General features: G+C 73.3%; 27 protein-coding genes, 1 tRNA gene and 1 CRISPR repeat array. Of the genes, 22 read left to right on the top strand and 6 right to left on the bottom strand.

Going from position 1 to position 24,985, the window contains the following annotated elements; genetic code table 11:
- Window positions 1-3 precede the first annotated feature (3 nt).
- Together ACW14Y_RS24060 and mscL are read left to right on the top strand one after the other, a co-directional pair.
- Window positions 4-330: an FmdB family zinc ribbon protein gene (locus tag ACW14Y_RS24060; RefSeq protein ID WP_380308149.1), complete on the top strand. Its 327-nt coding sequence runs from the start codon at window positions 4-6 to the stop codon at window positions 328-330.
- Between the two features lie 626 nt (window positions 331-956).
- The gene (mscL, locus tag ACW14Y_RS24055) at window positions 957-1,376 is read left to right on the top strand and encodes a large conductance mechanosensitive channel protein MscL (protein ID WP_266271134.1); all 420 of its coding nucleotides are present in this window, start codon (window positions 957-959) and stop codon (window positions 1,374-1,376) included.
- Between the two features lie 105 nt (window positions 1,377-1,481).
- Here the strand turns inward: mscL and ACW14Y_RS24050 are convergent, their stop codons facing one another.
- Together ACW14Y_RS24050 and ACW14Y_RS24045 are read right to left on the bottom strand one after the other, a co-directional pair.
- A complete protein-coding gene (locus ACW14Y_RS24050; protein ID WP_456983477.1) occupies window positions 1,482-1,748 on the bottom strand; it encodes a hypothetical protein in 267 nt (88 codons plus the stop codon).
- 205 nt (window positions 1,749-1,953) lie between these two features.
- Window positions 1,954-2,925, bottom strand: a complete 972-nt coding sequence (locus ACW14Y_RS24045; RefSeq protein ID WP_030393495.1) for a sigma-70 family RNA polymerase sigma factor — start codon at window positions 2,923-2,925, stop codon at window positions 1,954-1,956.
- A gap of 396 nt (window positions 2,926-3,321) precedes the next feature.
- Between ACW14Y_RS24045 and ACW14Y_RS24040 the strand changes: the two genes are divergently transcribed.
- Window positions 3,322-4,206 carry a phosphatase PAP2 family protein gene (locus ACW14Y_RS24040; RefSeq protein ID WP_380308145.1) on the top strand — a complete coding sequence of 295 codons (885 nt, stop codon included), beginning with the start codon at window positions 3,322-3,324 and terminating at the stop codon, window positions 4,204-4,206.
- A 364-nt stretch (window positions 4,207-4,570) separates the two neighbouring features.
- Window positions 4,571-5,026: direct repeats of the CRISPR family, unit length 28 nt; unit sequence GGGCCATCCCCGCGTGTGCGGGGCCGAT.
- A gap of 142 nt (window positions 5,027-5,168) precedes the next feature.
- On the opposite strand, the gene ACW14Y_RS24035 is transcribed toward ACW14Y_RS24040, so the two are convergent.
- Window positions 5,169-5,723, bottom strand: coding sequence for a GNAT family N-acetyltransferase (locus tag ACW14Y_RS24035; RefSeq protein WP_456983474.1), 555 nt, complete (start codon window positions 5,721-5,723; stop codon window positions 5,169-5,171).
- A complete protein-coding gene (locus ACW14Y_RS24030) occupies window positions 5,720-6,490 on the bottom strand; it encodes a GntR family transcriptional regulator (RefSeq protein ID WP_456983472.1) in 771 nt (256 codons plus the stop codon). The genes ACW14Y_RS24035 and ACW14Y_RS24030 overlap by 4 nt, the downstream gene beginning before the upstream one ends.
- 446 nt (window positions 6,491-6,936) lie before the next feature.
- Here ACW14Y_RS24030 and ACW14Y_RS24025 point away from each other — a divergent pair, with 446 nt between their 5' ends.
- The 16 genes from ACW14Y_RS24025 to ACW14Y_RS23950 all read left to right on the top strand — a co-directional run bounded on the left by ACW14Y_RS24025 (window position 6,937) and on the right by ACW14Y_RS23950 (window position 18,057).
- Window positions 6,937-7,224: a hypothetical protein gene (locus ACW14Y_RS24025; protein WP_456983470.1), complete on the top strand. Its 288-nt coding sequence runs from the start codon at window positions 6,937-6,939 to the stop codon at window positions 7,222-7,224.
- Window positions 7,221-7,370 (top strand): hypothetical protein, encoded by a 150-nt coding sequence (locus ACW14Y_RS24020; RefSeq protein WP_402723175.1) that lies wholly within the window; start codon window positions 7,221-7,223, stop codon window positions 7,368-7,370. Before ACW14Y_RS24025 ends, ACW14Y_RS24020 begins: the two co-directional genes overlap by 4 nt.
- A complete protein-coding gene (locus tag ACW14Y_RS24015) occupies window positions 7,367-8,320 on the top strand; it encodes a DUF2637 domain-containing protein (protein WP_456983468.1) in 954 nt (317 codons plus the stop codon). The genes ACW14Y_RS24020 and ACW14Y_RS24015 overlap by 4 nt, the downstream gene beginning before the upstream one ends.
- Window positions 8,317-8,631, top strand: a complete 315-nt coding sequence (locus ACW14Y_RS24010) for a hypothetical protein (protein WP_456983466.1) — start codon at window positions 8,317-8,319, stop codon at window positions 8,629-8,631. Before ACW14Y_RS24015 ends, ACW14Y_RS24010 begins: the two co-directional genes overlap by 4 nt.
- Window positions 8,632-8,681: 50 nt before the next feature.
- Window positions 8,682-9,011: an RRQRL motif-containing zinc-binding protein gene (locus tag ACW14Y_RS24005; RefSeq protein WP_456988235.1), complete on the top strand. Its 330-nt coding sequence runs from the start codon at window positions 8,682-8,684 to the stop codon at window positions 9,009-9,011.
- Between the two features lie 19 nt (window positions 9,012-9,030).
- Entirely contained in the window at window positions 9,031-9,432 is a 402-nt protein-coding gene (locus ACW14Y_RS24000; protein ID WP_456983464.1) for a hypothetical protein, read from the top strand.
- Between the two features lie 13 nt (window positions 9,433-9,445).
- A complete protein-coding gene (locus ACW14Y_RS23995) occupies window positions 9,446-9,640 on the top strand; it encodes a hypothetical protein (RefSeq protein ID WP_402723171.1) in 195 nt (64 codons plus the stop codon).
- A gap of 239 nt (window positions 9,641-9,879) precedes the next feature.
- On the top strand, window positions 9,880-11,979 hold the full coding sequence (locus ACW14Y_RS23990; protein ID WP_456988233.1) for an FtsK/SpoIIIE domain-containing protein: 2,100 nt from the start codon (window positions 9,880-9,882) through the stop codon (window positions 11,977-11,979).
- A gap of 229 nt (window positions 11,980-12,208) precedes the next feature.
- Entirely contained in the window at window positions 12,209-12,418 is a 210-nt protein-coding gene (locus tag ACW14Y_RS23985; protein WP_456983462.1) for a hypothetical protein, read from the top strand.
- Window positions 12,415-12,681 carry a hypothetical protein gene (locus ACW14Y_RS23980; RefSeq protein ID WP_456983460.1) on the top strand — a complete coding sequence of 89 codons (267 nt, stop codon included), beginning with the start codon at window positions 12,415-12,417 and terminating at the stop codon, window positions 12,679-12,681. Before ACW14Y_RS23985 ends, ACW14Y_RS23980 begins: the two co-directional genes overlap by 4 nt.
- A gap of 9 nt (window positions 12,682-12,690) precedes the next feature.
- Window positions 12,691-13,404 carry an SAM-dependent methyltransferase gene (locus ACW14Y_RS23975; RefSeq protein WP_456983458.1) on the top strand — a complete coding sequence of 238 codons (714 nt, stop codon included), beginning with the start codon at window positions 12,691-12,693 and terminating at the stop codon, window positions 13,402-13,404.
- Window positions 13,405-13,513: 109 nt separating this feature from the next.
- Complete coding sequence (locus tag ACW14Y_RS23970) at window positions 13,514-13,720, top strand: hypothetical protein (protein ID WP_456983456.1); 207 nt, start codon at window positions 13,514-13,516, stop codon at window positions 13,718-13,720.
- 88 nt (window positions 13,721-13,808) lie between these two features.
- Complete coding sequence (locus tag ACW14Y_RS23965) at window positions 13,809-14,663, top strand: bifunctional DNA primase/polymerase (protein ID WP_456983454.1); 855 nt, start codon at window positions 13,809-13,811, stop codon at window positions 14,661-14,663.
- Between the two features lie 2 nt (window positions 14,664-14,665).
- The gene (locus ACW14Y_RS23960) at window positions 14,666-16,141 is read left to right on the top strand and encodes an ATP-binding protein (protein WP_456988231.1); all 1,476 of its coding nucleotides are present in this window, start codon (window positions 14,666-14,668) and stop codon (window positions 16,139-16,141) included.
- 495 nt (window positions 16,142-16,636) lie between these two features.
- Window positions 16,637-16,879 carry an excisionase family DNA-binding protein gene (locus tag ACW14Y_RS23955; protein WP_456983452.1) on the top strand — a complete coding sequence of 81 codons (243 nt, stop codon included), beginning with the start codon at window positions 16,637-16,639 and terminating at the stop codon, window positions 16,877-16,879.
- Window positions 16,879-18,057, top strand: a complete 1,179-nt coding sequence (locus ACW14Y_RS23950; protein WP_456983450.1) for a tyrosine-type recombinase/integrase — start codon at window positions 16,879-16,881, stop codon at window positions 18,055-18,057. Before ACW14Y_RS23955 ends, ACW14Y_RS23950 begins: the two co-directional genes overlap by 1 nt.
- 64 nt (window positions 18,058-18,121) lie before the next feature.
- Here the strand turns inward: ACW14Y_RS23950 and ACW14Y_RS23945 are convergent.
- Window positions 18,122-18,194, bottom strand: a tRNA-Arg gene (locus ACW14Y_RS23945).
- Between the two features lie 201 nt (window positions 18,195-18,395).
- Here ACW14Y_RS23945 and ACW14Y_RS23940 point away from each other — a divergent pair.
- Window positions 18,396-19,961 (top strand): glycosyltransferase family 39 protein, encoded by a 1,566-nt coding sequence (locus ACW14Y_RS23940; protein WP_380439749.1) that lies wholly within the window; start codon window positions 18,396-18,398, stop codon window positions 19,959-19,961.
- Window positions 19,962-20,108: 147 nt separating this feature from the next.
- Entirely contained in the window at window positions 20,109-21,047 is a 939-nt protein-coding gene (locus ACW14Y_RS23935) for a YhjD/YihY/BrkB family envelope integrity protein (protein ID WP_380308141.1), read from the top strand.
- A 73-nt stretch (window positions 21,048-21,120) separates the two neighbouring features.
- Here ACW14Y_RS23935 and ACW14Y_RS23930 read toward each other — a convergent pair whose 3' ends face one another.
- A complete protein-coding gene (locus ACW14Y_RS23930) occupies window positions 21,121-23,505 on the bottom strand; it encodes a hypothetical protein (RefSeq protein WP_456983447.1) in 2,385 nt (794 codons plus the stop codon).
- A 298-nt stretch (window positions 23,506-23,803) separates the two neighbouring features.
- Here ACW14Y_RS23930 and ACW14Y_RS23925 point away from each other — a divergent pair, with 298 nt between their 5' ends.
- The gene (locus ACW14Y_RS23925; RefSeq protein WP_030393500.1) at window positions 23,804-24,559 is read left to right on the top strand and encodes a GOLPH3/VPS74 family protein; all 756 of its coding nucleotides are present in this window, start codon (window positions 23,804-23,806) and stop codon (window positions 24,557-24,559) included.
- Window positions 24,560-24,985 lie beyond the last annotated feature (426 nt).

The raw sequence follows: 24,985 nt of genomic DNA, 5'->3' as shown, positions 1-24,985 counted from the left end.
CAAGTGCCCACGTACCAGTACCAGTGCACCGAGTGCGGCAACGGCCTGGAGGCGGTGCAGAAGTTCACCGACGAAGCGCTGACCACGTGCCCCGACTGCCAGGGACGGCTCCGCAAGGTCTTCTCGGCGGTGGGTGTCGTCTTCAAGGGCTCCGGCTTCTACCGGACCGACAGCCGCTCCTCCTCCAGCAGCTCGGTGGGCTCCGGCTCGTCGTCGTCCTCTTCGTCGACGTCGTCCTCGGGCTCCTCGTCGAGCTCGTCCTCGTCGGGCTCCTCGGGCTCTTCGGGGTCCTCGGCCCCGGCGGCCAGCCCCGCTCCGGCGGCCGGCTGACCTTCTGCCGGGCCGCGGCAGCAGCTTTCCGGACGGCCCGCCGTTCCCGTTCTCCACGGGTGCGGCGGGCCTTTCGCGTACTCCGGGGCGGGTCCGGCCGGGGGACGGGTCCGGCCGGGGGCAGGTTCCGCCGGGGGCGGGTTCCGTCAGCGTCGGGCCGGTCGGTTCACCCCTGCGGGTGAGCCCCGCTGTCCACAGGCCCGGGTTTTCCACAGGTGGGGAAAAGGGAGTTCCGGTGGCCGCGCAGGCACCCCAGAGTGGGCACCGCAAGCCCCGAGCCCGACCGTGGAGGTGCCCGTGCGTACCGATTCGTCCGCCCTTTCGCCCCGTCCGCTGCTGATCCCGCCGCTCCCCGCGCCGTCCGTTCCGCCCCGGCAGCCGGTGCCCTCGTTCCCGCCGATCGGGGGTCGGGCCGGGCCGCGCGCCCGGCTCCGGCGGCTGCTGGGGTCCGGGCCCCGGGTGCCGGTCGTACTGCTGCTCGCGGTGGCGGCCGCACTCGCCCTCGGACCGGCCCGGGCGGCCCCGCGGGCGGCGGAATCGGCACCGGCCGTCGGCCGAACGGGTTGTCCGGCGGAGGGGGGAGGAAATCACCCGTAACCGGCCGACGACTTCGTCGTTCACGCGGCATGAAGGGCTTCAAGGAATTCCTGCTGCGCGGAAACGTCGTCGACCTGGCCGTCGCCGTGGTCATCGGTGCGGCTTTCACCGGCATCGTCAACGCCTTCGTCAAAGGCGTGATCAATCCGATCGTCGGCGCGTTCGGGGCCAAGGACCTCGCGTCCTACAGCTCCTGCATCAAGGGGCCCTGCGAGGTGACCGCCGCCGGTGAGGTCACGTCCGGAATCCTCATCCTCTGGGGCAGCGTGCTCAGCGCGGCCCTGCAGTTCCTGATCACCGCCGCCGTCGTCTACTTCTGCCTCATCCTGCCGATGACCAGGTTCACCGCCAAGCGCAAGACCCTGGCCGAGGTGCAGGCGGAGGCCGAGGCCAAGGAGGTCCTGCTGCTCACCGAGATCCGCGACGCCCTGGTCAGCCGGGCCGGCTGACCTCCGCCACGCCGCGCCCCGACCCGCCCGGGGCCCGGCGGCCCCGCTCCCCTCGGGCCGGTCCGCGTGGTGGGTCGGTCCCGCGGGGGTCGGCCGCGTGCCGGGTCAGCCCCCGTGGTGCGGCGGGCGCTGGCTCAGGTACCAGTCCAGCCCCCGTCCACCGCCCTCACCGGCTCCGGGGCGGTCGCCCCACCCGGTGTCGGTGTCGTCCCGGGACTGCCGGTCCAGCGGGTCGCCGAAGATCAGCCGGGCCTTCGCCGCCGCGTCCGCACCCGGCTGCGCCTTCGGGGCGGCCTGTACCGGCTCGGCCCCCGTCCCGGACTCCGTGCCCGGCTCCGTGTCCGGCCGGCCGGCCGTCGTGTCCTTCGCCATCGTCTCCTCCACCGCTCCCGTCGTCCCCCGTTGTCGTCCGCCCCCGCCCACCAAGCCTAGAAGGCCCCGGGACCGCCCCAGGACGGCCCCGGGACGACGGTGGGCCCGGTGCGGACCGCTCCGCACCGGACCCACCGGGCCGTGCCCGTTCCCGCCCGCCCCCGTCCGCGCCACCCCGCGCGCCCCACGTCTCCGCACACCTCCGCTACGCGGCCTCGAAGCCCGCATGGTCGGCGATCTTCTTCAGCTCCGCCAGCGCGTGCTTCTCGATCTGGCGGATCCGCTCACGGGTCAGCCCGTGCTGCTTGCCCACCTCGGTGAGGGTGCGCTCGCGGCCGTCCTCCATGCCGTACCGGGAGCGGATGATCGAGGCCGTCCGGTCGTCCAGCCGCCCGATCAGACCGTCCAGCTCCTCGCGGCGGAGCATGACCATCACGGCGTCCTCGGGGGACGTCGCCCCGGTGTCCTCGACCAGGTCGCCGAACTGGGTCTCGCCCTCGTCGTCGACCGACATGTTCAGACTGACCGGGTCCCGGGCCCAGTCCAGCACGTCCTTGATCCGGGTCTCGGTGGTGTCGAGCTCGGCCGCGATCTCGGCCGGCTCGGGCTCACGGCCCAGCTCCTTCGACTTCTCCCGCTGCACCCGCCGGATCCGGCCCAGCTCCTCGACCAGGTGGACGGGCAGCCGGATGGTGCGCGACTGGTCGGCGATCGACCGGGTGATGGCCTGGCGGATCCACCACGTCGCGTAGGTGGAGAACTTGAAGCCCTTGGCGTAGTCGAACTTCTCGACCGCGCGGACCAGGCCCGCGTTGCCCTCCTGGATGAGGTCCAGCAAGGGCAGGCCGCTGCGCGGGTAGCGCCGGGCGACGGCGACCACGAGACGGAGGTTCGACCGGATGAAGACGTCCTTGGCGCGTTCGGCGTCCTCGGCTATCGCCTCCAGTTCCTCCCGCTGCACGCCCTCGGGGAGCCCGCCCTCGTCCAGCAGGTGCTGGGCGTACACGCCGGCCTCGATCCGCAGCGAGAGCTCGACCTCTTCGGCGGCATCGAGCAGGGGTGTCCTGGCGATCTCGTCGAGATACATGCCGACCAGGTCACGGTCGGCCTCGAAGTTGGTCGGGCGGGCCGCGCGAGTCCGGTCGGCCCTGTCGCGAACGACGGCACGGGTGGCCATGCTTGCTCCCTTTGCTGGTGTTGCCGAGCTCTGGCTGCCTGCCCCCAGGAGGGCACGATGTGCGGGCCCCGAGGGGCTCACACGTAACGATCCAACGAACAGATTCCGGACAACATTCCCAAGTCGCTCAGATTCTTCCAGGGATGCAGTATCCTGCGAGATTTGCCCCTGATCCTGAACGGAGGGTGATCGCACGGGCACCGCGGGTGCCGGTTCGGGACCGTTTCGGCGCATCCCGCGCACGGCCCCCGTCAGGCACAACCCCGCCGGCGCCGGGCGCGTTCCCGCGCGGACCCGCGCTCCCGCACCGGCGTACGCAGGTCCTCCTCACAAAAGATGCCAAATCGCTATCACCGCAGCGCACGCTCGGCACAGGCGACTGGGAAGGTGACAGCCATGCACCTGACCAACAGCTCGCCCACCATCACCGCGCGTGATCGCCACCTGCTCCGGCACGCGGCACTCGCGGTCTGTTGTGCCGGACTGTTCGCCGCCCTCGCGGCCCTGGTGCAGACCGGCTGGGGCCCGCTCGCCCGGTTCGACCGCGAGCTGACCGGCGATCTGCACCGCTACGCGGCCGATCACACCGTGTGGACCGCCTCGGTGCAGATGTTCTCCGACATCGGCGGGACGATCACCATGCGCGCCGTCCTCGGCGTCGTCGCGCTCTGGCTCTGGCTGATCGGTGCCCGGACCCTGGCCGGCTGGGTGGCGGCCCAGACCCTGATCGGCTGGGGCGGCCAGTGGGTGCTGAAGCTCTCCTTCGGCCGCCACCGCCCGGCCTTCTCCGACCCGGTCGCACACGCCGACGGTCCCGCCTTCCCCTCCGGGCACGCGATGGCCTCCGCGATCACCTGTGCGGTGCTGGTCGGCCTGCTCTGGCCCCGGGCCCGCCGCGCCGGCCGGACCACCGCCTGCACGACCGGCGCCCTGACCCTCCTCGCGATCGGCGCCTCCCGGGTCTTCCTCGGCGTCCACTGGACCACCGACGTCCTGGCCGGCTGGCTCGCCGCCGGAATCGTCCTCGGCGCCGTCACCGTCCTCGTCGAACTCGCCCGCCCCGGTGCCCTCGCCCGCGACTTCCGCCGGGTGGACTGGCGCACCCGCCCCCGTGTCCAGCGGGTCCTCGTCTCCTCCGCCCGCCCACCCCGCGACACCGACCTCTCGGACGACCGCCCGGACGACCGCTCCGACGACACTCCGGCCGAGGCCCCGGACACCCCCGCGGCCGGTCCCGCCGCCGACCCCGTCCCCGACCGGCCCGACGGCCTCCTGCGCTGAGCGCCTTCCGCAACCGCTCGGCGGAACGCCGCGGGCCCCCTCGGTCGACACCGAGGGGGCCCGCGTACTGCGTCGTCCGCCGGAACCGGCGCTGTGCCCCAGGCAGGATTCGAACCTGCGACACCGGCTTTAGGAGCACAGTTGTCGCCTACCTGCCCTGACCTGCAGCGAAGTGGTGCTGGCGTTCCACCACATACTCGTACCGCTGCCAGCCGCAATTCCCCGTGAATTCCCGTCCGTCCTGGCACGGTTGTGGCATGGGAGTGCGATGGTCTTCTAGGCCGTTCCGACGCCAGACGGGCCAGCTTCTCCCCGCCACGCGGGGCCCAATCTCTCCCCGTCCATGCCCTGGAGATCCAGCCAGGGGCCATCCCCGCACATGCAGGGCCGATCCGGACGTCCTCGATCAACTCGCCGACGGTCCGGGGGCCATCCCCGCGTGTGCGGGGCCGATCCGTCAAGGCTGAACTTGACGAACATCTGCCGGGGGCCATCCCCGCGTGTGCGGGGCCGATCGGTGGGGGCGGGGCGCCTGCGGGATCGGGTGGGGGCCATCCCCGCGTGTGCGGGGCCGATCGGTGGGGGCGGGGCGCCTGCGGGATCGGGTGGGGGCCATCCCCGCGTGTGCGGGGCCGATGAGTGACGCAGGCGCCGCTCCGCGGCGATGCCAGGGCCATCCCCGCGTGTGCGGGGCCGATGGCGGCAAGGTAGTCGAGGGCGCGCTGGTCGTAGGGCCATCCCCGCGTGTGCGGGGCCGATGTGCGGGTGCGGGAGGCGATGAGGACGGCCCGCGGGCCATCCCCGCGTGTGCGGGGCCGATACTGCGTGACCTGCACTGCGTGACCTGCGACGTTACTAGCAAGGCATAGCCAAAATAATCGGTTCGGCCGAGCCTGCCGATCTGAAGGCCGAGCACCATGACCCCTACCCTCGCACGTCTGTGCTGAACAGCACAGTGTCAGCTAAGCCGCAACGCGAAGAGTCTGGTCCGTAAACCCATGTCCGGCCCGACTGGCAGCACGTTGGGCGAGCCAGCCTGACACACGCGGGCCACCGTTCACAGCACCGCCCTCGCGGACTGTCCGCACATGGGTGAACCCGTGATCCAGGTAGTACTTCTGCAGGCGTTCATTCGTGGTCCAGGCGTCCAGCCGAAGCCACGCGGCTCCCTCGACGGCGGCTCGCTCGCTCGCCCAGTTCAACAGGTGTCCGCCAATGTCACGGCCGGCGTAGGCGCGCGACACGGTCAACTTGTTGACGAATCGGGACGGCTCAGCAAGTTCGTCGTCAGTCCAGAGTCCCGGCTCAGCCTCCGGCGTGACGGTTATCGTGCCAGCCGTCTCAGCGCCGTCTCGCAGCATGAAGACAGTGCCGGCCTTGATCGTGGCCAGCAGCTTGTCGGCAGGGTAGTCGCGACTCCACTGGTCGCTGCCGAGAGTCCGGAGCCAAGCAGCCGCTTCGCGCCGAACGGCGAGCAGGTACTCAAGGTCGGCCGGACTGGCGGTCTCGATGATCACTTTTCGCCTCCCAGCAGGGCAGTCAGGTCGCCGATCTCGTAGTTTATGTGGTTCAGGTCTCCACGGAGCGTCGTGACCGTACAGCGGATCGGCCTGTCCGCCGAGTAGCCGGTGCGACGCCAGACGAGCACCGGAACGCCGTCACCGGTCTGGAGCAGCCTGCTCTCGTCGGGCGTGGGCATCCGAGTCGAGATGTCGTCGAAGTAGCCCACCTGCTCAACCCCGACTCCGGCGAGGTACCGAGTCGTCCCCTCATCGATGTCGCCCGGCTCGGCCAAGCGTGGGGCCTTCTCGACCAGCCACATCGGGTAGTTCGTGGCCTGGGTCGACCACGGCACTCCGTCGACGTAGCGGTGACAGAACCGCAGAACCGTCGTCGCACCCTCCGAGATCCGAAGCTGCTCCGCCACCTCGACGGGCGCAGGCTGCATCTCGACGCGGAATTCCTGGTGCGGCTGACGCCCAGCCTGCGTCACATCGGTGTTGTAGGCGTCACCGTTCTGGGGGAAGGTCAGGTTCTCGAAGCGAGAGGCGTTCAGGATGAAGACCTCGCGCGACCTGACCTCGTAGCCGAGCCCCTGGCTGGGCGCGATGAGGCCCTCGGACACGAGCACCTTCAGGCCATTGCGGACAGTGTTCCGGGAGGCGTCGAAGCGGTCGCAAAGCTCGCGCTCGGACGGCAGACGGGCCCCAGGGGCGAGGGCTCCAGAGCTGATCTCGCTCCGGAGGCTGTCGGCCACGCGACGGTACAGCGGCTGGGTGCTCATGCCTCAATGATGACGCATCCAGTCAACTGGTTCCTACATGTTGAACCAACAGGCTTGACGATCGCGCTCCGTGAGTGCAGCATCATGTTCAGCAGCTTGTACCTACCAGTTGAGCCAGAGGCTCAATGAGCACAAGATGCTCGTACTGAGTCGCGCCTCGAAGAGGTGTGACCTGCATGGATACGCCCGGCAGTTGTCGGGGGAAGGCGGCTTGGCCGCGCGCCCTACGGACTGTCGATGACGAGCTGTTCCTTGAGAACTCAACAGTGTGCGACGAGAACGAGTGTCTTTGGTCCCCGATCCGTGCCGCCTGTGGCGGGTCGGGGGTCATGGCTACTCGTACATCGCGAGTAGCTGGGCCCGCATGAGTCGGGGCCGCCGCGCGTTCCTTGGCCGGAGCGCGGCAGCCCCTGGGGCCCACCTCACCTTCTGGAAGAGGTAGACCCGTGAAGTCGATTGTTGCAGGCCAGCGTGCCTGCTCCCCGCTGGAGTTCGCTGAGCTGGCGCTCGGCGTCGACAGTGACCCGTTCGGGGCGCTGTTCGGCGGCGTGGCCGGTGAGAGCGCGAACGAGCACCGGGCGCGTACGGACGTGGCCCGTGAGGTGCTGGCGGAGTTGTGGGAGTCGGACCCGGAGTCGGCGGCGGTCGCCGCCGAGCTGCTGCGGTCCGCCCCGGTCCCGCTGGCCCGTCCGCGTACCGCCGCTCGCCGGCTGCGGTCGGGGGTGGCGGCGTGACGGCCGAGGCCCGGGCGGAGGCCGCGCGGGCGGCCGCTGCTGCCGAGGCCGCCCGGATCGCCGCCGCCGTGGCCGCCGAGGCGGCCCGCATCACCCGTGAGGCCGCCCGCCCGCTGCTCGCCGCCCCGGCGGGAGACGCGCGGTGAGCCGGGCCGGGAAGGTCTGGCTGATCTCCGGCCTGCTCGCGGTGGCCGCCATGGCCTTCCGCGTCTCGTGGAACGCGCTGCGGGACGTCGCGGCGGCGATCGGGGCCGACCCGACCGCCGCGACCGTCTACCCGCTCGTGGTCGACGGCCTCATGGCACTGGCCCTGGTCGTCGCGCTAGTGCTGACCGACGCGGACCGCAGGTTCGCGCTGCGGGTGCTGGCCGGGTACACGGCCGCGTCGCTGGTGCTCAACTACGTGCACGGACTCGTGCCCGGACTCCACGCGGGCGGTCGGACCCGACTGGCCGAGTGGGCGCCCGCCCACTGGGCGCTGGTCCTGCTCGCCAGCAGCCTGCCGGTCGGGTCGATCTACTTCGGGTCCGACCTGGTGGCGAAGGTGCTGCATGCCAAGCCCAAGGCCGACAAGTCGGACCAGACCATGACGAAACGGTCGGTATCTGAGCTGCACGAATTCGCTGCGGCCGATCCCGACCGGTCGGCGTACCGGTCGCCCGACCCCGAACCGGCCCCGGCGCCGACCACCGCGTCCGCCGAGCCGACCGCTCCGCCCGTCGTGGCGGAGCCGACTGCACCGACCCCCAAGCCGATCGCCCCGAGGGCGGCACGGCCCCGACGGGCGACCGGCACCGTTCCGGCGGCGGCCCGCACGATCCGACCCAAGCGCACGGCGGACGAGCTGCTCGCCGAGGCGCGGTCGGCCACGGCCGACTGGACGGACGCCGAGCTGACCGCCGACCGGATCCGGGTGGAGCTGCGGACGTCGGGCGTCAAGGCCCGCACCGTACGCGAAGCCCTCAAGGCCGACCGCGCCGAGCAGGCGGCGCCCACCGTCGCCGAGGCGGATCGGCCCGCGCTGCACGCCGTTCCCGACCCCGGCCAGGACGACACCGGGACCACCGCCGAACCCACCGAGGAGAAGGCATCATGACCACGCTCGCCGCCAACCAGGCCGACGCCGCGCACGCGCTCATGCTGACCCTCACCGAGCACGCGGACCTGCCGCAGCCCGAGTTCGAGGTGTGCGACTTCGAGACCGACGACGGGGCCCCGGACTGGGGTGTCTCCCTGGTGGTCCACGACTCGCTCGCCCGCTTCGAGCAGTGGCGCGCCGCCCTCGACCTCCACACGTGCGAGATCGCCTACAGCGCCTGCCCCCACGGCGCGTGCCTGGTCGCCTTCGGCGAGGTCCACGGGGTGCCCGTGGAGCTGATCGCCGTCGCCGACGTCCCCGGCCAGTAGCCGTGAGCCGGCCCCGCTTCTGGGACCCGGCCGGTGAGCGGCACGGCGGCATGCCCACCTACCCGTGGCACATGGCCCCGCCCGGCCTGCTCACCCGCCGTCAGCTCCGCGCCCTCGGCCTGCGGCCCGGCGGACAGCCCGTCGCCGCCCAGCTCCTGTGGCGCTCCCGCCTCACCAGGGACCCGCGCCCCGCCTACCTCTACCGCCTGGCCCTGGCCAAGCCGGTCCGGCCGATGACGCCGGGCCGTCGGCGGGCCCTGGCCGCCGCCAACGCGGCGCGCCGCACCTGCCCGACCTGCGGCACGGACGCCGGGTACGTCCTGCCCGCGCACCTCGGCACCTGCCTGCCCTGCGCCGACTCCACCCTGCTTGCTGCCTGACTCCGACAAGGAGAACACCGTGTCCGACCAGCTGTTCATCGCCTACATGACCGCGTTCCAGCTCTCCGTCAAGCACACCGCCGGCTGCGGGCCGTGCCTGACCATGGAGCCCTGCGCGGCCGGTGACCCGCTCCACGACGACTTCGCCGCCAAGCAGGACGCCTGGACCGCCGAGCAGCGCGTCCGCGCCGCCAACGAGCGCCGCCGGGCCAAGCGCCGGGCCGACAGCCGCGCCCGGATGGCCCGCCACGCCGCGCACGAGCTGGTCGCCCACGGCCAGTGGGCGAACGGGGCCCCGACCGCGACCCCGGCCTCCGTCGCCCGCCGCGCCAGCGCCATGTACAGCGGCCACCTCAAGGGCGAGCCCATCACCACCACCGAGGCCGCCGCCGCCCTCGCTGCGATCCTCGCGACCGACTGACCGGGGAGCCGCCGTGTTCAACGCTGGTGACGAGGTGCTGATCGTGTCCTGCGAGGACGACCCGAGCGTGGTCGGCCGCACGGGCCGGATCGTGGACGGGGTTCCGCCGGGCCCGCTGACGGCCGGGCGCTGGACCGTCCACCGGATCGGCCTGATGCACGCCCCGGTGCTGTGCCACGCGCACGAGCTCAAGCGCACGGGCCGCTGACCACCTGCTCCAACCCCGGGACGGCCGTCCTGCTTGCCGGCGTGTCCGGCCGTCCCGGGCCCCTTTCCGCACCACATCGCAGTGAGGAAGGAACTTCAGTGAACCAGCCGCACAGCACCACGGACAGCCCGTCCGGGGGTGTGGTGGTGGACCTGGCCAAGGTCCGCGCCGCCCGCACCACCGTGCCCGCCCCCAGTGAGCCGGGGCCCGTTCCCGCGGCTTCCCTCCCGCTGGAGGGCGTGGTCCTGCCGAAGACCGCCCCCGCCCCTGCCGCCGACGGCGGGCCGGTGCGGGCGCCGGCGTGGGTGCGCGGGGGCCGCTCCGTACGGGTCGTGCTCACCCACGACCGCACCCGCACCGCCACCCGCCTGGTCGTGCGTCACGGCGCCTACGTCGCGGCCGGTGGGGTGATCGCCGCGAAGCGGGCGTGGGACGCGCGCACGCTCGCCCGCTACGAGCGGATGATGCGCACGGCGGAGGCCGCCGGCCAGCACGAGGTGGCCATGGAATGGGAGTTGAGGGCGGCCGCGTTCCGCGCGGCCCGCCACCAGCGCCGCATGGATCTCCTGAAGGCCCCGCAGCAGGCCGCCAAGGCCGCCGCGTTCGCCCTCGGCACCGCGCAGGGCGCCCTGCTGCTGCTCGGCATCGTCCTGGCGATCGCCGAGCAGGACATCACCAAGGTCGTGGCGCCGACGATGACCGTGATCGAGCTGATCCGCTGGGCCGCGATCCTGATCGGGATCCTGTGGGGCCCGGCCGTGGTGGCGGGGCCGTTCCTGGTCCTGCTGTCCCTGTGGTCGATCGGCCGGCACCGCCAGGCCGCCCCGGCCTGGACCCTGCCGGGCGCGGTCAAGGACGACGCCGGGGCGCCGATCACGCCCTCGGTGGTGGTGACCGCGCTGCGGGACCTGGGCATCGCCCCGCTCAGGTCGGCGATCCGGGAGATGGGCGACGCCGGGGCCGGGATGCTCGGCCCGATCCGCATCGCCGGATGCGGGGTCGAGGTGGACGTCACCCTGCCCTCGGGCGTGTCCACGGAGGAGGTGCAGAAGCGCCGCCGCAAGCTCGCCGAGAACCTCGCCCGGCACGAGCACGAGGTGTTCGTCACCATCCCCCAGGCCGCCCGCACCGTGCGCCTGTGGATCGCCGACAGCGGCGCCCTGGACGAGCCGATCGGCCCCTCGCCGCTGGTCACCGACCCCGACCTGAGCGCCGATCTCTACAACGGCCGCGCGCCGTGGGGGCAGGATCTGCGAGGGGACGCCGCCGCCCTGTCCCTGCTGCAGCGCCACCTGCTGATCACGGGCCTGTCCAACCAGGGCAAGACCGCCGCGCTCCGGGCGCTGGCCCTGTGGCTGGCCCTGGACACGAGCGTGGAGTTCCGGGTCGCCGACCTCAAGGGCGCCGGCGACTGGCGGATGTTCGACGGCCTGGCGAGCGTGCTGATCCAGGGGCCGACCGACGAGCACGTCATCTCCGCCACGGAGATGCTGGAGCAGGGCGTCGCGGAGATGGAGCGGCGGATCGAGCTGCTGGAGCAGTCCGGGGCCACCGACGGCGTGACCCGGGAGATGGCCCGCACCGACCAACGGTTCCGCCCGATCGTCCTGCTGGTCGACGAAGCGCAGGTGGCGTTCATGTGCCCGGCCGTCGGGGAGGACAAGCGCCCCTACGGCGGGACCAAGGCCACCAGCCGGTACTACATGGCGGCCCGCAAGCTCCACAACCAGGGCCGGGTGGTCAACGTGCTGCTGTGGCAGGGCACGCAGGACCCGACCAACGAGAACCTGCCCAAGATGGTCCGGGAGGGCGCCCACATCCGCGCCTCGCTCGTGCTGGGCACCGAGGAGCAGGCGCGCATGGCGCTGGGCGAGAAGGCCGTGGACGGCGGCGCCGCCCCGCACAAGCTCCGCCAGGGGCTCGACAAGGGCACGCTGGTGGTGGCCGGTGACGGCGTGAAGCTCGCCCCCGGGCAGAGCAGCATCACCATCCGCACGCACTTCATCGACGGCGGGCACGCCGCCGAGATCGCCGGCCGGGCCAAGGCCCGCCGCAACGGGGTCACCACCCTCTCCTCCGTGGACCGGCCGGAGGAGGCGGACCCGCTCGCCGACGTCGCCGCCGTGCTCGGCGACGAGAAGCGGATGCGCACCCAGGAAGTCCTCTCCGCTCTCGCGGCCCGGGACCCGGGCCGGTACCGGGAGTGGACGTTCGGGGACCTGAAGACCGTGCTGGACGCGGTCGGCGCCGCCCCCTACAAGTCCGACGGACAGATGGTCGTCTCCCGCGCCAAGGTCGAATCCGCCCTCCAGCTCCGCACCGAGGACGCCGGAGCGTAACCGACGCGCCAGAGGGAGGCCGAAGGGAGGCAGGGAGTTCTCCCTGAACGCCTCCCTGAACCCCCACACCATCCCTGATCAGCGCAGATCAACGCGCCAGGGAGGCAGGGAGGCGCCACCCCCACCCCCTCGGGGGCCCCGAGAACCGGCCTTTCGGCCCGGGGCCCCTCTCCCTCCCTGCCCGAACGCCGTCACTCTCCGCCACCAGCAACGAGAGGAGCGCCACCACGTGAACACCCCCGTCCGCGTCCGTCCGCTGGCCGCCGTCCACCTGCGCGACGCGCTCACCGCCGCCGCCAACCGTGAGCCGGCCGCCGCCCTCGCGGCCCTGCTCCACATCGACCCCGAGTCCTGGACCGGCATCGAGCAGCGCGCCGCCGCCCTCGGCACTTCGGTCCTGGACCTGCTCGCCACCGCCACCCGGGAAGGCATCCGATGAGCCTCACCACCGACGCGATCACCGCCGCCGTCCTCTTCGGCCCCGGCGCCGTCCTCGGCGCCGCCACCCTCATCTCCCAGCGCGGCGACAAGACCGACTCCGCCGCCGTCCGGCAGGTGCTCGCCGAGTCCGCCGCCCACCGCGCCGCCCGGCAGGCCATCGCCCCGCCCGACGGCGGCGAAGGCGCTCCCGCCCCAGCCGACGGCCAGCCCGCCCGGCTCGCCACCGTCCTGCCCTTCCCGGCCGCCCGCCGGGCCGCCTGAGGGGGTGTCATGGACTTCACCGTCCGCCCGTCCGCCGACCGGCTGCCCGCCCGCCCGTGGAACGGCATGACCGTCCTGGACGCCTACTGCTGCCAGGGCGGCGCCGGCATGGGCTACTGGCTCGCCGGATACGACGTCCTCGGCGTCGACCTCACCGGCCAGCCCCGCTACCCGTTCCGCTTCGTGCAGGGCGACGCCGTCGCGTTCATCACCGAGCACGGCCACGGGTTCGACTTCGTCCACGCCTCCCCGCCGTGCCAGGCCCAGTCCCTGACCTGGCGGATCAACAAGCGCGAGCACCCCCGCCTCATCGCCCCCACCCGGACCGCGCTGGAGGGCACCGGGCGCCCGTGGGTGATCGAGAACGTCACCGAGGCCCGCGACGACCTGCGCGACCCCGTGACACTCTGCGGCACGATGTTCGGCCTGCGCACCTACCGCCACCGCCTCTTCGAACCCGGCGGCGGCCTCACCATCACCCCGCCGCAGCACCCCGAGCACACCGCCCCGAACGCCAAGATGGGCCGCCCCGTCGCGGACGGCGAGTTCATGCACGTCGTCGGCAACTTCTCCGACGTCCCCCTCGCCCGCAGCGAAGCCGTGATGGGCATGCCCTGGGCCACCCGCGACGGCCTGCGCGAAGCCATCCCCCCGGCCTACACCCGGTTCATCGGGCACCAGGCCGCCCGCCAGCACGGCGCCACGGCCGCGCGGGCCGCCTGACCGGCCTGTGCCGACCCCGGTTCCGCCCGCACCGCGCCCCCTGGCGGGGTGCGGGCGGTGCCAGGGACGGACAGCCCGCTCCCACCCCTGATTGCCCCGGGAGGGCCGCATGACCAAGCGCACCTACCTCGACCCCCGCCAGATGGGCGCCGACAACCTGGGCGACGCCGCCCGCCTGTTCCTGATCGGCGTGCGCGTCGTCCGCGCCGAAAGCCGCGGGAAGTCCACCAAGCGGCTGGAGAGTCGCGCGGACCGCATCCAGCAGGAGGCGTTCGACCGCTGGGACGCCAAGTACGGCACCCCCGACGAGAACTGACCCTGCCCGGAGCGGCCGGCACATCCCGGCCAAGGAACCCCGGCCGCTCCGGTTCCCCTGCTCAATCGAGATGAGGAGACCACCCAGCATGACCCATCCGACCGTGATCCGGGGAGAGCACCTGCTCGCCGCTCTCTCCCTCGCCGCTGCCGGCGTGCCCGTCCTGCCGCTGCGGGCCGGGAAGGTGCCGTTCGGCAACTGCCCGCGCTGCACCGACGGCGCGTGCGGCGGCCGGCCGAACATGAAGACCCCCGGCCCCTGCGTCTGCCCGGCGCCCTGCCACGGCTGGGCCGCCGCCACCACCGACCCCGACGTCCTGACCGGCCCCGGGTGGGCGCGGGCGTGGCGGGAAGCGGCCGCCGTCGGCTACCACCCCGGCGGCGCGGGCGTGACCGTCGTCGACCTCGACAACGCGCAGGCGATCGAGTGGGCGCGCGAGACCCTGCCCGCCACCCGGACCGTGCCCACCACCCGGGGCGAGCACTGGCTCTACCGGGGCGCCATGGCGTCCGCCAACGCGGTGCGGCCCGGTGTGGACGTCAAGTCGTCCATGTCCTACGCCCGGTGGCTCGGCCCCGGCACGGGCACCATGGCGGCCCTGCCGGACGTCGTGCGCGCCCTCATCGTCAGGGAGCCCGCCCCGGTCCGGCCGACGTCCGTCACGGTGCCCGCCCCGGGCGGGGGCGGGAGGTGCCCGCACCGTACCCGCACGTTCCTGGAGCGGGGCATCGCCATGGCCGAGCAGCGCATCGCCGAGGCCGCCAGCGCCGTCCACGCCACCGTCTTCGGGACGTTCCTGGCGGTGCTGTCGACGCACGGCCGGTGCGGCTGCCTGACCACGGCCCACGCGGAGCGGCTGTTCGCCGTGGCGCAGGCCAAGGGCGAATCGCCCCGGCACTGCGCCGACGCGTGGGCCAACGCCTTGATCCGGTTGGGGCTGTGACCGTGGCCGAGGACGAGAAGAACCCCGCGCGCGAGATCATCACCGACTACGCCAAGGCCCACTTCCGGTACTTCCGCACCGCCGACGGCACCGTCTACGCCCAGCGCAACGGCCACCCCGTGGCCAGGCCGATCCGCTCCCAGGGCACTACCGGCAGCCACCGCCAGGAACTCCTTGTCGGCCTCTACAAGGACGGGCGGGGCGTCTTCAACGGGACCTCGATGAAGGAGGCGCTGGACCTCATCGAGGCGCTGGCGCTGACCGAGGAGGTGCAGCCCGTCCACATCCGGGTGGCCCCGGGTTTCGACGGGGCGACGTGGCTCGACCTCGGGCGCTCGGACGGCCTGTCCGTGCGCATCCACCCCACCGGCTGGGACACCGTCGTCCCGGACCCGCGTGAGGTGTGCTGGCGGCGTACCCAGCTCACCGGTGAGCTGCCGGTGCCGGTGAAGGACACCGACGGCAAGGGCATCGACCTGCTGCTGCGGCTGACGAACTTCACCGACGCCCAGACCGAGTGCCTGGCCATCGCCTGGTTGATCGGCTGCCTCGGGCCCGGGGTGCCCGTCCCCGCCCCGTTCCTCACCGGACCGCAGGGCGCCGGGAAGTCGACGGCCGGCCGGATGATGGTGCGGATCGTCGAAGGCATGAGCGGTGACCTGCGCCGGGCCCCGAAGGACGAGGAGAACCTGGTCGCGGCCGTCGCGGCCGGGTGGGTCACTGCCCTGGACAACCTCTCCCACATGACCCCGGACCTGTCCGACGCCATGTGCTGCATCGTGACCGGCGCCGAGTCCGTCAAGCGGGCCCTGTTCACGGACGGGGACGTCCACCGCTCCGCCTACCGCCGTCCCCTGCTCCTGACCGGCATCGACGTCGGCGTCATTCGCCCCGACCTCGCCGAACGGCTGCTGCCGCTGCGGCTGGAGCGGCCGAAGGTGAGGCGCACCGAGGCGGAGCTGTGGGCCGAGTACGCGGAGGTGCTGCCGATGGTGCTCGGGTCGCTGCTCGACCTCACGGTCAAGGTCCGCGCCGCCGACGCGGAGACCCCGACCGATCTGCGCATGGCGGACTTCGCCCACCTGTGCGCCCAGCTCGACGCCGCGACCGGATTCGGGGCGCTGACCGCCTACCGGACCAGCCTGGACGACCTGAACGACGACGTGATCGAGGGCGACCTGTTGGCGCAGACCGTCCTGCGGCACGCCGAGACCATCGAGCCGGGCGGCGCGCAGCGCATGACGTCCACGGAGTGGCTGCACTGCCTCGGGCGCCTCTACGGCGGCGACGACTTCCGCACCCTGCCGAAGGGCTGGCCGACCACCGGCAAGGTGCTGTCCGACCGGCTCAAGCGCCTTCAGCCCACCCTCGCGGCCCGGGGCGTCCTGATCGACAGCGGCCGCGACCACGGCGGCCGCTACCTCCTCATGGCTCGCCCCGCGCCCGCGCCGACACACGAACAGCCCGAGTTGGGCTGACCGCCGGGACAAGCAAGAAGAGCACCGGTCTCCGCGCCGCGTGCTCTTCTTGCTGTTCGGCGAAGCCGCCCAAGGGTCGTGCCGCGCAGCGGCTCCTCATTCGCCCTGAGGGGACGCCCAAGTACGACAGGCAGCCCCACCTTTTTCCTAAGTAGGGGAACGCTGCGTCACGTGCGTCACGCGGGCCGGAAAACGGCCCCTGGCCAGCACCGAAGGCCGTGACGCAGACGACGGCCCCTGCGTCATCCTGCGTCACCTGCGTCACGGGCTGCGTCGCGCCGTGACGCAGCCCGTGACGCACACCCGACCGCCGCGTCACGGCAAACCCGCAGGTCAGAAGCCCGCGTGACGCTGATGACGGACGTGACGCAGAAATCCCCACCTCGGACAGCACACCGGTCCAGGGGCTGCCCCACCGTCGCCCCGAGATCCACCCCGCGCCGCCCAGCGACGAGCACCCGTCCCCCGCCCCGCCACCGCCCAGGGAGGGCAGCAGTGACCACAACGCAGCTCAAGACCCGGCTTCTCACCGTCCGGGAAGTCGCGGAGATCCTCGGCACCTGGGAGAGCAGCGGCGAACGCTTCCCTCGCCGGCTGATCGAGGAACGCCGGATCACCTTCGTGAAGGTCGGCCGTCACGTCCGCATCCCGGAGGCCGCCGTCGCCGAGTTCATCGCCGAGAACACCGTCCAGCCCATCCGCGCCCGTCGCTCCACCAGGAACAGGACAGCCGCCTGATGACCGCCAAGAAGAACAGTCGCCGCCGCTTCGGCTCCGTCCGCCAGCTTCCGTCCGGCCGCTGGCAGGTCCGTTACCGCGACCCGCTGACCGGAGAGCTTCGGCCGGACGAGAAGACCTACACGACCAAGACCGACGCCGAGGTCCGGCTGAGCCAGCTCGAAGCCGACATCACCCGGGAGAAGTGGGTCGACCCGGACGCCGGGAAGGTGAATTTCGGGGAGTACGCGACCAAGTGGCTCAAGGAACGGAAGCTGGAGGAAACAACCCGGGAGCGGTACGAGACGGCGCTTCGGCTGCACATCATGCCGACCCTCGGCCCGAGGTTCCTCGTGGACATCACCCCGGCCCGGGTCCGCACGTGGCGGACCCACCTGCTGGAGTCCGGCGTCGGCGAGCCCACCGTGGTCAAGGCGTACCAGATGCTTCGGGCCATGCTGAACACCGCCGTGGACGACGATGAGCTGATCCGACGCAATCCGTGCCGGATCAAGGGCGCCGACACCTACGACGTGCCCGAGCGCCCCGTCCTGTCCGTCGCCGAGGTCTTCGCCGCCGCCGATGCCATCGCGCCCCGGTGGCGGGCGCTGGTCCTGGTGACCGCGTTCACCACGCTGCGGTTCGGCGAGCTGGCCGCGCTCCGCCGGCGGGACGTCGACCTGAGCGCCCGGCTTCTGCGGGTCCGCCGGAATCAGGCCGAGCTGTACAACGGGAAGCTGTACGACAAGGCGCCGAAGAGCCGCGCGGGGTTCCGCCCGGTCGCGTTCCCGGACACCATCGTGGATGCCCTGCAGCACCACATGGAGCACTTCGCGGGGGCAGAGTCGGACGGCCACATGTTCATCGGGCCTCGAGGCGGCCGGCTGCGCCGGAGCAACTTCCGGGACGACTGGACCGCCGCGAAGGAACGTGCGGGCATCCCGATGGAGGTGCACTTCCATGATCTCCGCCACACCGGGAACACCATGGCCTCGCAGAGCGGCGCGAGCACCCGGGAACTCATGATCCGCATGGGGCACAGCACCGCGCGGGCCGCGTTGATCTACCAGCACATGTCCAGCGACCGGGACCGGGCCATCGCCGACCGGATGGGCGAGATGGTGCAGCGGGAGCTGTTGAAGGAGGCTCCACCGGAGCGTTCTGGCACGGACGTGGCACGGGGTGACCAGCAGGACTGAACGGCAAAGGCCCAGGTCGGAGGGATTCACCCTCTGGCCTGGGCCTTTTCTGCGTTTCGTGCTGTGCCCCAGGCAGGATTCGAACCTGCGACACCGGCTTTAGGAGAGCCGTGCTCTATCCCCTGAGCTACTGAGGCGGGGAAGACCGCTGACAGCCTAGCGGATCGGTGGAGGGGGTTGGGCGGGGACGGCCCCGGGCGGCGGGGCCGACGGTGGGTCAGCGGTCCCGGGGGTGGCCCGACCTGCGGCAGGAGCGCCGGTTAGCCTGGGAGGACGGGACTCGACGGCCCTCGGCCCCGGGGGGCCGTCCGGCCGGTGGACAGAGGCGGGGGCGGCAGATGGTGGCGGGCGAGCGGTGGTACGACAGATCCGTCCGCCGGGCGGCGCGGGTGGCCGGACCGGCGACCTGGCTGGTCCCGGCGCTGGCGATGCTGGTGGTCGGCGGCTACCGGCTGGGGACCCCCACCCTGTGGCGGGACGAGGTGGCGACCTGGACGTCCGCCGTCCGCCCGCTCGGTGAACTGCTCCGGATGCTGCAGCACGTCGACGCCAGCAACGGCACCTACTACGTCCTGCTGCACGGCTGGATCACGGTGTTCGGCGACTCGGTGACGGTGCTGCGGCTGCCCTCGGTCCTGGCCATGGCGGGCGCGGCCGCGTTCACCGCGCTGACCGCCGCGCGGCTGTTCGGCGGCCGGGTCGCGGGCACCTGTGCCGGACTGCTCTTCGCGACCGTGCCCCTGGTCTCCCGGTACGCGCAGGAGGCCCGCTCCTACGCCCTGGTGACCTGCGCCGTCGCGGCCGCGACCTGGTTCCTGCTGCGCGCGCTGGACCGGTCGACGCCCTGGCGGTGGATCGCGTACGGCCTGGCGATGGCGGTGGCCGGCGCCGCGCACCTGGTCTCCCTGAGCGCCCTGGCCGGGCAGGCCGCGCTGGTCGCGCCCCACGTGTGGGGGGCGCGGGGTCCGGAGCTGCGGCGGCTGCTCGGCCGCCTGGCGGTGGTGCTGGTCGCCCTGGTCGTGGCGGTGCTGCCGGTCGCGCTCCTCGGCCGGCAGCAGTCGGAGCGGCAGCTGGGCTGGCTCGCCCGGCCGAGCGTGGACCAGCTGTGGCACTTCGGCGAGCCGCTGTTCGGCTCGGCCCGGGTGTTCCACGTCTTCCTGGTGCTGGCGGTGCTGGCCCTGGTGCTGCCCGGACGGCGCGGTCCGGCGCTGCGGTTGCTGCTGCTCGCGGTGCTGCCCGTACTGGCGGTCTGGGTGCTGTCGCGCGGCACCACCTCGTACTTCCTCGACCGGTACCTGCTGTTCACGGTCCCCGCCTGGGCGGCGCTGGCCGGTTGCGGGGTCGGCGCCGTGTACGCGGCGGTGACGGCGGCGGCCAAGCCCGGCCGGACCAGGCCGGAGCTGCGGGCGGCCGGGCTGGTGCTCGCGGTCGGTGTGGTGGCGGTGACCGGGGTGACGGCGCTGCCCCGGCAGTCGCTGGTGCGCTACCCGGGGTCGCACGCGCAGTCCAAGGAGCCGTACCAGGAGGTGGCCCGGCTGATAGCGGCCGGCTACCGGCCCGGGGACGGACTGGCCGTGCCGATCGGCGGCCAGGCCTGGTCGATGGTCGGCCCCGGTGTCTCCTACTACCTGCCGGACGAGGTGCGGCCGTATCCCCTGTTCGTGGCGAGCGGGGCCGTCCCGGCCGGGGACCTCTTCCCGATACCGTGCCCGAGGCCCGCGGACTGCACCGGCTCCGGGACCCGGACCTGGCTGGTCGTGCTGGGCGACACCACCGATCCGCTCGCCGAGGTGCCCGGCGACGAGGCGGCCGCCCTGCGGAACCGGTTCGGCCCGCCGCAGCAGGTGACGCCGCTGGGCGGGATGACGCTCGCCCTGCTGGAGGGGGCCGGCGCCGGTCGCTGACCCCGGGCGGGGCACCGACCCGCCGGGCACCGACCCGCGCGGGGCCACCGGCCTGCGGAACCACCGACCTGCGGGGCGCGGCCCGGATGCGGCACGCCGGGGCCCGGGCGACCATGGAGCACGGCGACCAGGTCGGGAGGACCGTCCGTGAGCGAGCAGCCGAGCGAGCAGCCTCCCGAGCGGCGGGGGCCTCCGCAGGAACGTCCGGCGGCCCGGCGCACCGAGCGGTGGAAGCGGCGGTCGACGGCCCTGGCGGGTACGGCGCGCGAGCTGCCCCACCAGGTCCCGCTGGTGGGCCGCGCCCTGCGCCAGCTGTTCCGGGTGAACCTGTTGGACTGCGCGACCCGGCTGGCGGCACAGGCCTTCCTGAGCGCCCTGCCCGCACTGTTCGTGATCTCGGTGTTCACCCCCGCCGCCATCCGGGACGGGCTGGTGCACTCGCTGCGCAAGGAGCTGGGGCTCCAGGGCGCGGCCGCGCAGTCCGTCCAGCAACTGCTCGGCTCCGGCCACCAGGACGACACCGGCTTCGGTGTGCTCGGCGCGCTGGTGACCCTGCTCTCGGCGACGGCGCTCAGCCGGGCCATGCAGCGGGTCTGCGAACGCTGCTGGGAGCTGCCCAAGTCGGGCACCAGGGTGGCGGCCTGGCGCTGGCTGGTCTGGCTGATGGTCTGGCTGGTCTGCCTGGTGTGCCAGACCCCGGTCCGGGAGGGCTTCGGTCTGGGCGCCTGGCTCGGCGTCCCGCTGACCTTCCTGGGGGGAACGGCGCTCTGGTGGTGGACCCAGCACCTGCTGCTGGGCGGCCGGGTGCGCTGGCTGCCGCTGCTGCCGGGGGCGGTGCTCTGCGGGGTGGCGGTGGTCGGGGTCGGCGTGGCCTCGCGGATCTACCTGCCGAACGCGATGACCCGCAGCATCGGCCAGTTCGGCCCCTACGGCGTGGTGTTCACCTCGCTGTCCTGGCTGATCGTGGTGTTCACCGGGGTGACGCTGGCGATCGCGCTGGGCCGGGTGGTGGCCGAGGAGGAGACGGTCGCCGAGTTCCTGGGCTCGCGCACCGAGCCGGGCCGGTGGGGCGGGACGCGCGCCTGAGCGCGACCCCGCCCCGTCGGCCCGGACGCGGTGTCCGGGCCGACGGGCCGACGGGGCGACCGGCCGAAGGGCGTCAGAGGGCCCGGGTCAGCCGGGCCAGGATGGACGGCGGGGCGAGGTCGGACTTCAGCACGACCGGCACCTCCACCTTGTTGGCGCCCTCACCGGACCGCAGCACACCGACCTGGGTCCCGGCCGTCACCCGGTGCCCCACCTTGAGCGGGTCCAGCACCAGGGTGCCGGTGATGCCGGGGAAGCCGGCCACCGAGAGGTCCTGCGCGGCGACGACCGGGACGGAACCGCCGAGGCCGTCGTCGACCCGGCCGACCACGTCGCCCTGCTTGGCCAGGGTCTGACCGGTGAGCCCGTTCTGGGCCGCCTGGATCTGCTTGGCGCTGACGCTCTGCACCACCTTGAGGATGCTGGGCTCGGCGGCGGTCGCCGGCTGGCCCAGGGTGACGCCGAGGATCAGGCGCCGCACACCGGCGACGTCCTTGAACGCGGCCCACATCAGGCAGCCACCGGCCGGGGTGCTGGAGCCGGTCTTGACGCCGATGATGCCGTTCTTGGGCGAGATCAGGGTGTTGGTGTTGGAGATCTTCTGGTTGTTGAAGGTGGTGTCCGCGGTCGAGACGATCTGCCGGAAGATCTCGTCCTGCATCACCTGCTCGGCCAGCTTCAGCTGGTCCTTGGCCGTGCTCTTGGTCTCGGCGTTGAAGCCGGCCGGGTCGGTGTAGGTGGTGTTGGTCATGCCGAAGCCGGCGGCGGTGTCGTTCATCTTCTTCACGAACGCCTCCTCCGATCCGGCGTCCCAGCGGGCCAGCAGCCGGGCCACGTTGTTGGCGGAGGGCAGCATCAGCAGCTCCAGCGCCTGGTACTGGCTGAGCTGCTGCCCCTCGGTCAGGGTGACCCGGGACTCGTCGACGTTGCCGGACTCCTGGGCGGCCTGCTTGTCGACGGTGATCTTCGGACCGCCCTCGCCCTTCTTCAGCGGGTGCGCCTGGAGGATGAGGTAGGCGTTCATGACCTTGGTGACACTGGCGATCGAGGCCGGGGTCTCCGGGCCCGAGCTGCCCAGGCTGCCGACCCCGACCACCCCGGCGGCCGACTGGCCCTTGGCGGGCCAGGCCAGGTCGAGCGGGTCGCCGGCGAAGCCGAAGCCGCCGGCGGCGGTCATCCGCACCTTGGTGTCCGGCAGTGGGCGGAGCAGCTGGGCGGTGACCACCGCGCCGAGGACGACGGCGAGGAAGGCCGTCCAGATGGTGATCCGCTTGAGCGCGCGACGCAGCGGCGAGACCGGCCGGCCGTTGAGCGTGGCCAGCACGTCCATCGCCTCGGAGGTGGACTCCGGGAAGGGCAGCGGCGCGGGTTCGGGGGCCGGCAGGGGCGCGGGGTCGGGCAGGGGGGCGGGTTCGGGCAGCGGCAGCGGTTCGGGCGCGGGCGCGGGCGGCGGCACGGGGGCCGGGGCGGGGCGCGGCTCCGGGGTCGGCCCGGGCTCCGGTTCGGGCTGGGGTTCGGGCTGGGGCTCGGGCTCCGGGAGCGGCTTCGGGGCGGGCGGCTTCGGGACGGTGCCCGCGGCGGCGGGGAGGCGCAGCATCCGGGTCCGTTCGGCGTCCTCCCGCTTCTCGAACTTCTCGGCCCGCACGGCCGGGGCGACCGGTTCCGCGGCGGCCGTCGAGGCCGTCGCCGGGGCGGCGGACGCGGGGGCGGCGGACGCGGGGGCGGCCGCGGACGCCGGCTGCCCGTCGGTGTCCGCCTCGCTCCCGGCAGGCTCCGCCTCGCCGTTGCCCTCGTTCTCGGCCTCGTTCTCGTCCTCGTCCTCGGCCTCGGCTTCGGTGCGGCCGGTGGCGGCGGACCCGGTGGCCCCGGCCGCCACCGTCGGCGGCGTCCGAATGGCGAGACGGGGATCGGTGCCGGTCGGGCGGTCCGGGGCGTCGGACCCGGCCCCGTCGGCCTCCTCCGCCCGCTCGGCCGAGCCGATCGCGGTGGCCCCGGACAGCCTGCGCGACTCCTTCGGCAGGCGAAGCGCGGTGGTGGCGTCGTCGGACGGCATCCGCAGCGCCGTGGTCGCGTCGTCCGACGGCAGGCGCAGCGCCGTGGTCGCCTGGTCCACGGGCATCCGCAGCGCGGTCGTCCGGGTGTCCGAATCCCGGACGCGCAGCTGCACCGTGGCGGGCTTGGCGGGCCGGCCCGATCCACCCTCGGCGGGCTCCGGGGCGGCCTCCCGGGCGTCGCCCGAGTCGCCGGACGGGGTGTCGCCGGACGGGGCGTCGACGGCGTCCGCGGGCCCGGCGGCGGTGCCCGGCTCCGGCTCCACCGGCCCGTCCGCCACCTCGTCCGCCGCCCGGTCCACCGCCGGCACGGCCGCCTCCTCGGCCGCGCCGGACCCGGCCGGTCCGCCGTCCCGTTCCCGCGCCCGATCGCCGTCCCGCAGCACCCTGTCGGGGGACTCGCCCACGTAACCCAGCCTCCTCAACGCCCGGCGGGGCACCGGCCGACCCGATTTCGGGAAGCCGGTACCCCGCCCCGTGTACCTGTACAGTCTCCGCCACCGGCGACCGATCCGGTCGCCCACACCCCGCCCGACCGGCGGTTATTAGCGCGGCGCGGCCGCACCGCGGCCTGTTCAACGGTCAGACGCCGGGCCCGCCACGGGTGGTTCCCCCGGTCGATCGCAAGGTCACGATTCGGAGGCGTACTCGACAAGCCCGTGTGAGAGGCGTCACGCTGTTTCCCATCCACGCGGGGAGGCTTGGATGGGCAAGAGCCGCAGAACTGTTCCCGAGGAACTCTTGCTGCTCGCTTTGGACCCGGCCACGGGCACCACTGCGCAGCCGCAGACCCTCGACCTCGGACTCGCCGGGGCACAGCTCGTCGAGCTGTCCCTGGCCGGACGGATCGTTCCTGAGGGTGACCGGATCGCCGTGGTGCTTCCACGGCCGACCGGTGATCCGACACTCGACCATGCACTCGAGCTGCTGCGACGACGCGGCAGCCCGGTCCGCGCCACGCACTGGATCGGCGGGCCCCGGCTGGGGCTGCGGCAGACCTACCTGGCACACCTGGAGCGCTGCGGCATGGTGACCGCCGTGCCCGGTCAGGTGTGCGGGGTGCTGCCGACGATCCGCTACCAGGCGTCGGACGACTGCACCAACGCCGCGATCAAGCAGCGACTGGACACCGCGATCCGCACCGGCGTGCCGCCGGACCCGCGGACGGCCGCACTCGCCGCCCTGGCGCACTCGGTCGGTCTGGGCAAGCACCTCTACCCGGGCAACGAGGGCCGGTCCTCGCGGTCCCGGTTGCGCGATCTGATCCGCTACGACCCGCTGGGCGGGATGGTCGCGCACGCCGTGATGGACGTGCAGAACGGCCTGCCGAGCCAGCAGAACCGTTCCGCCCAGGCAACTGCGGCGCCGTCGGGCTCGGGAGGCCGGGCCGGTCAGCGCTCGGCGGCCGGGCGCGGCAGCGGCGGCGGACGGGTCGCGGCGTCCCGCGTCGGCGTCCGCTGAGGCTCCCGCCGAGGCCGGACGCCCGCCGGGAACCGCACCGGGCAGCACACCGGGGGCCGCACCGGGGCCCCCGCCAGAACCAGGACCCGGGCCCCCGTCCGGGTCCCCCGCTCGGCCCGAGGTCCCGCGGGCACCCGAACCACCCCGCGCGCCGAGCGCGCACCAGCGCGAACGTCAGCGCACGCCGAACCGCTCACGCCCTTCGGGGGCGCCGAGCACCCGGCATCACCAGGCAGTGAGAAGGGGCGGTCGCCCGCGACGGAAGTCGCCGGGCGACCGCCCCTCCGCCGTCCCCCCGAGTCGGTCCACCCCCCACCCGGACCCCCGGCCGCATACCGCCCCCGCACGTGCCACCAGCACCTGCGCGGCCCCGAGCCGCATCCGCACCACATCCGTCACGCCGTCGCCCCACCACCGGACCGGACC

This window comes from Kitasatospora sp. cg17-2, assembly GCF_054031055.1.
The sequence above is the reverse complement of the archived record's forward strand: the minus strand, read 5'-3'. Positions and strand labels throughout refer to the sequence as shown.

Coding starts and splice junctions, on each gene's coding strand:
- ACW14Y_RS24050 (WP_456983477.1), bottom strand. CDS start 1,748: ATGGCGAAGGACACGACGGCCGGCCGGCCGGACACGGAGCCGGGCACG.
- ACW14Y_RS23925 (WP_030393500.1), top strand. CDS start 23,804: ATGGGCAAGAGCCGCAGAACTGTTCCCGAGGAACTCTTGCTGCTCGCT.
- ACW14Y_RS24010 (WP_456983466.1), top strand. CDS start 8,317: ATGACCACGCTCGCCGCCAACCAGGCCGACGCCGCGCACGCGCTCATG.
- ACW14Y_RS24040 (WP_380308145.1), top strand. CDS start 3,322: ATGCACCTGACCAACAGCTCGCCCACCATCACCGCGCGTGATCGCCAC.
- ACW14Y_RS24045 (WP_030393495.1), bottom strand. CDS start 2,925: ATGGCCACCCGTGCCGTCGTTCGCGACAGGGCCGACCGGACTCGCGCG.
- ACW14Y_RS23940 (WP_380439749.1), top strand. CDS start 18,396: ATGGTGGCGGGCGAGCGGTGGTACGACAGATCCGTCCGCCGGGCGGCG.
- ACW14Y_RS23965 (WP_456983454.1), top strand. CDS start 13,809: ATGACCCATCCGACCGTGATCCGGGGAGAGCACCTGCTCGCCGCTCTC.
- mscL (WP_266271134.1), top strand. CDS start 957: ATGAAGGGCTTCAAGGAATTCCTGCTGCGCGGAAACGTCGTCGACCTG.
- ACW14Y_RS23980 (WP_456983460.1), top strand. CDS start 12,415: ATGAGCCTCACCACCGACGCGATCACCGCCGCCGTCCTCTTCGGCCCC.
- ACW14Y_RS24005 (WP_456988235.1), top strand. CDS start 8,682: ATGCCCACCTACCCGTGGCACATGGCCCCGCCCGGCCTGCTCACCCGC.
- ACW14Y_RS24030 (WP_456983472.1), bottom strand. CDS start 6,490: ATGAGCACCCAGCCGCTGTACCGTCGCGTGGCCGACAGCCTCCGGAGC.
- ACW14Y_RS23975 (WP_456983458.1), top strand. CDS start 12,691: ATGGACTTCACCGTCCGCCCGTCCGCCGACCGGCTGCCCGCCCGCCCG.
- ACW14Y_RS23970 (WP_456983456.1), top strand. CDS start 13,514: ATGACCAAGCGCACCTACCTCGACCCCCGCCAGATGGGCGCCGACAAC.
- ACW14Y_RS23950 (WP_456983450.1), top strand. CDS start 16,879: ATGACCGCCAAGAAGAACAGTCGCCGCCGCTTCGGCTCCGTCCGCCAG.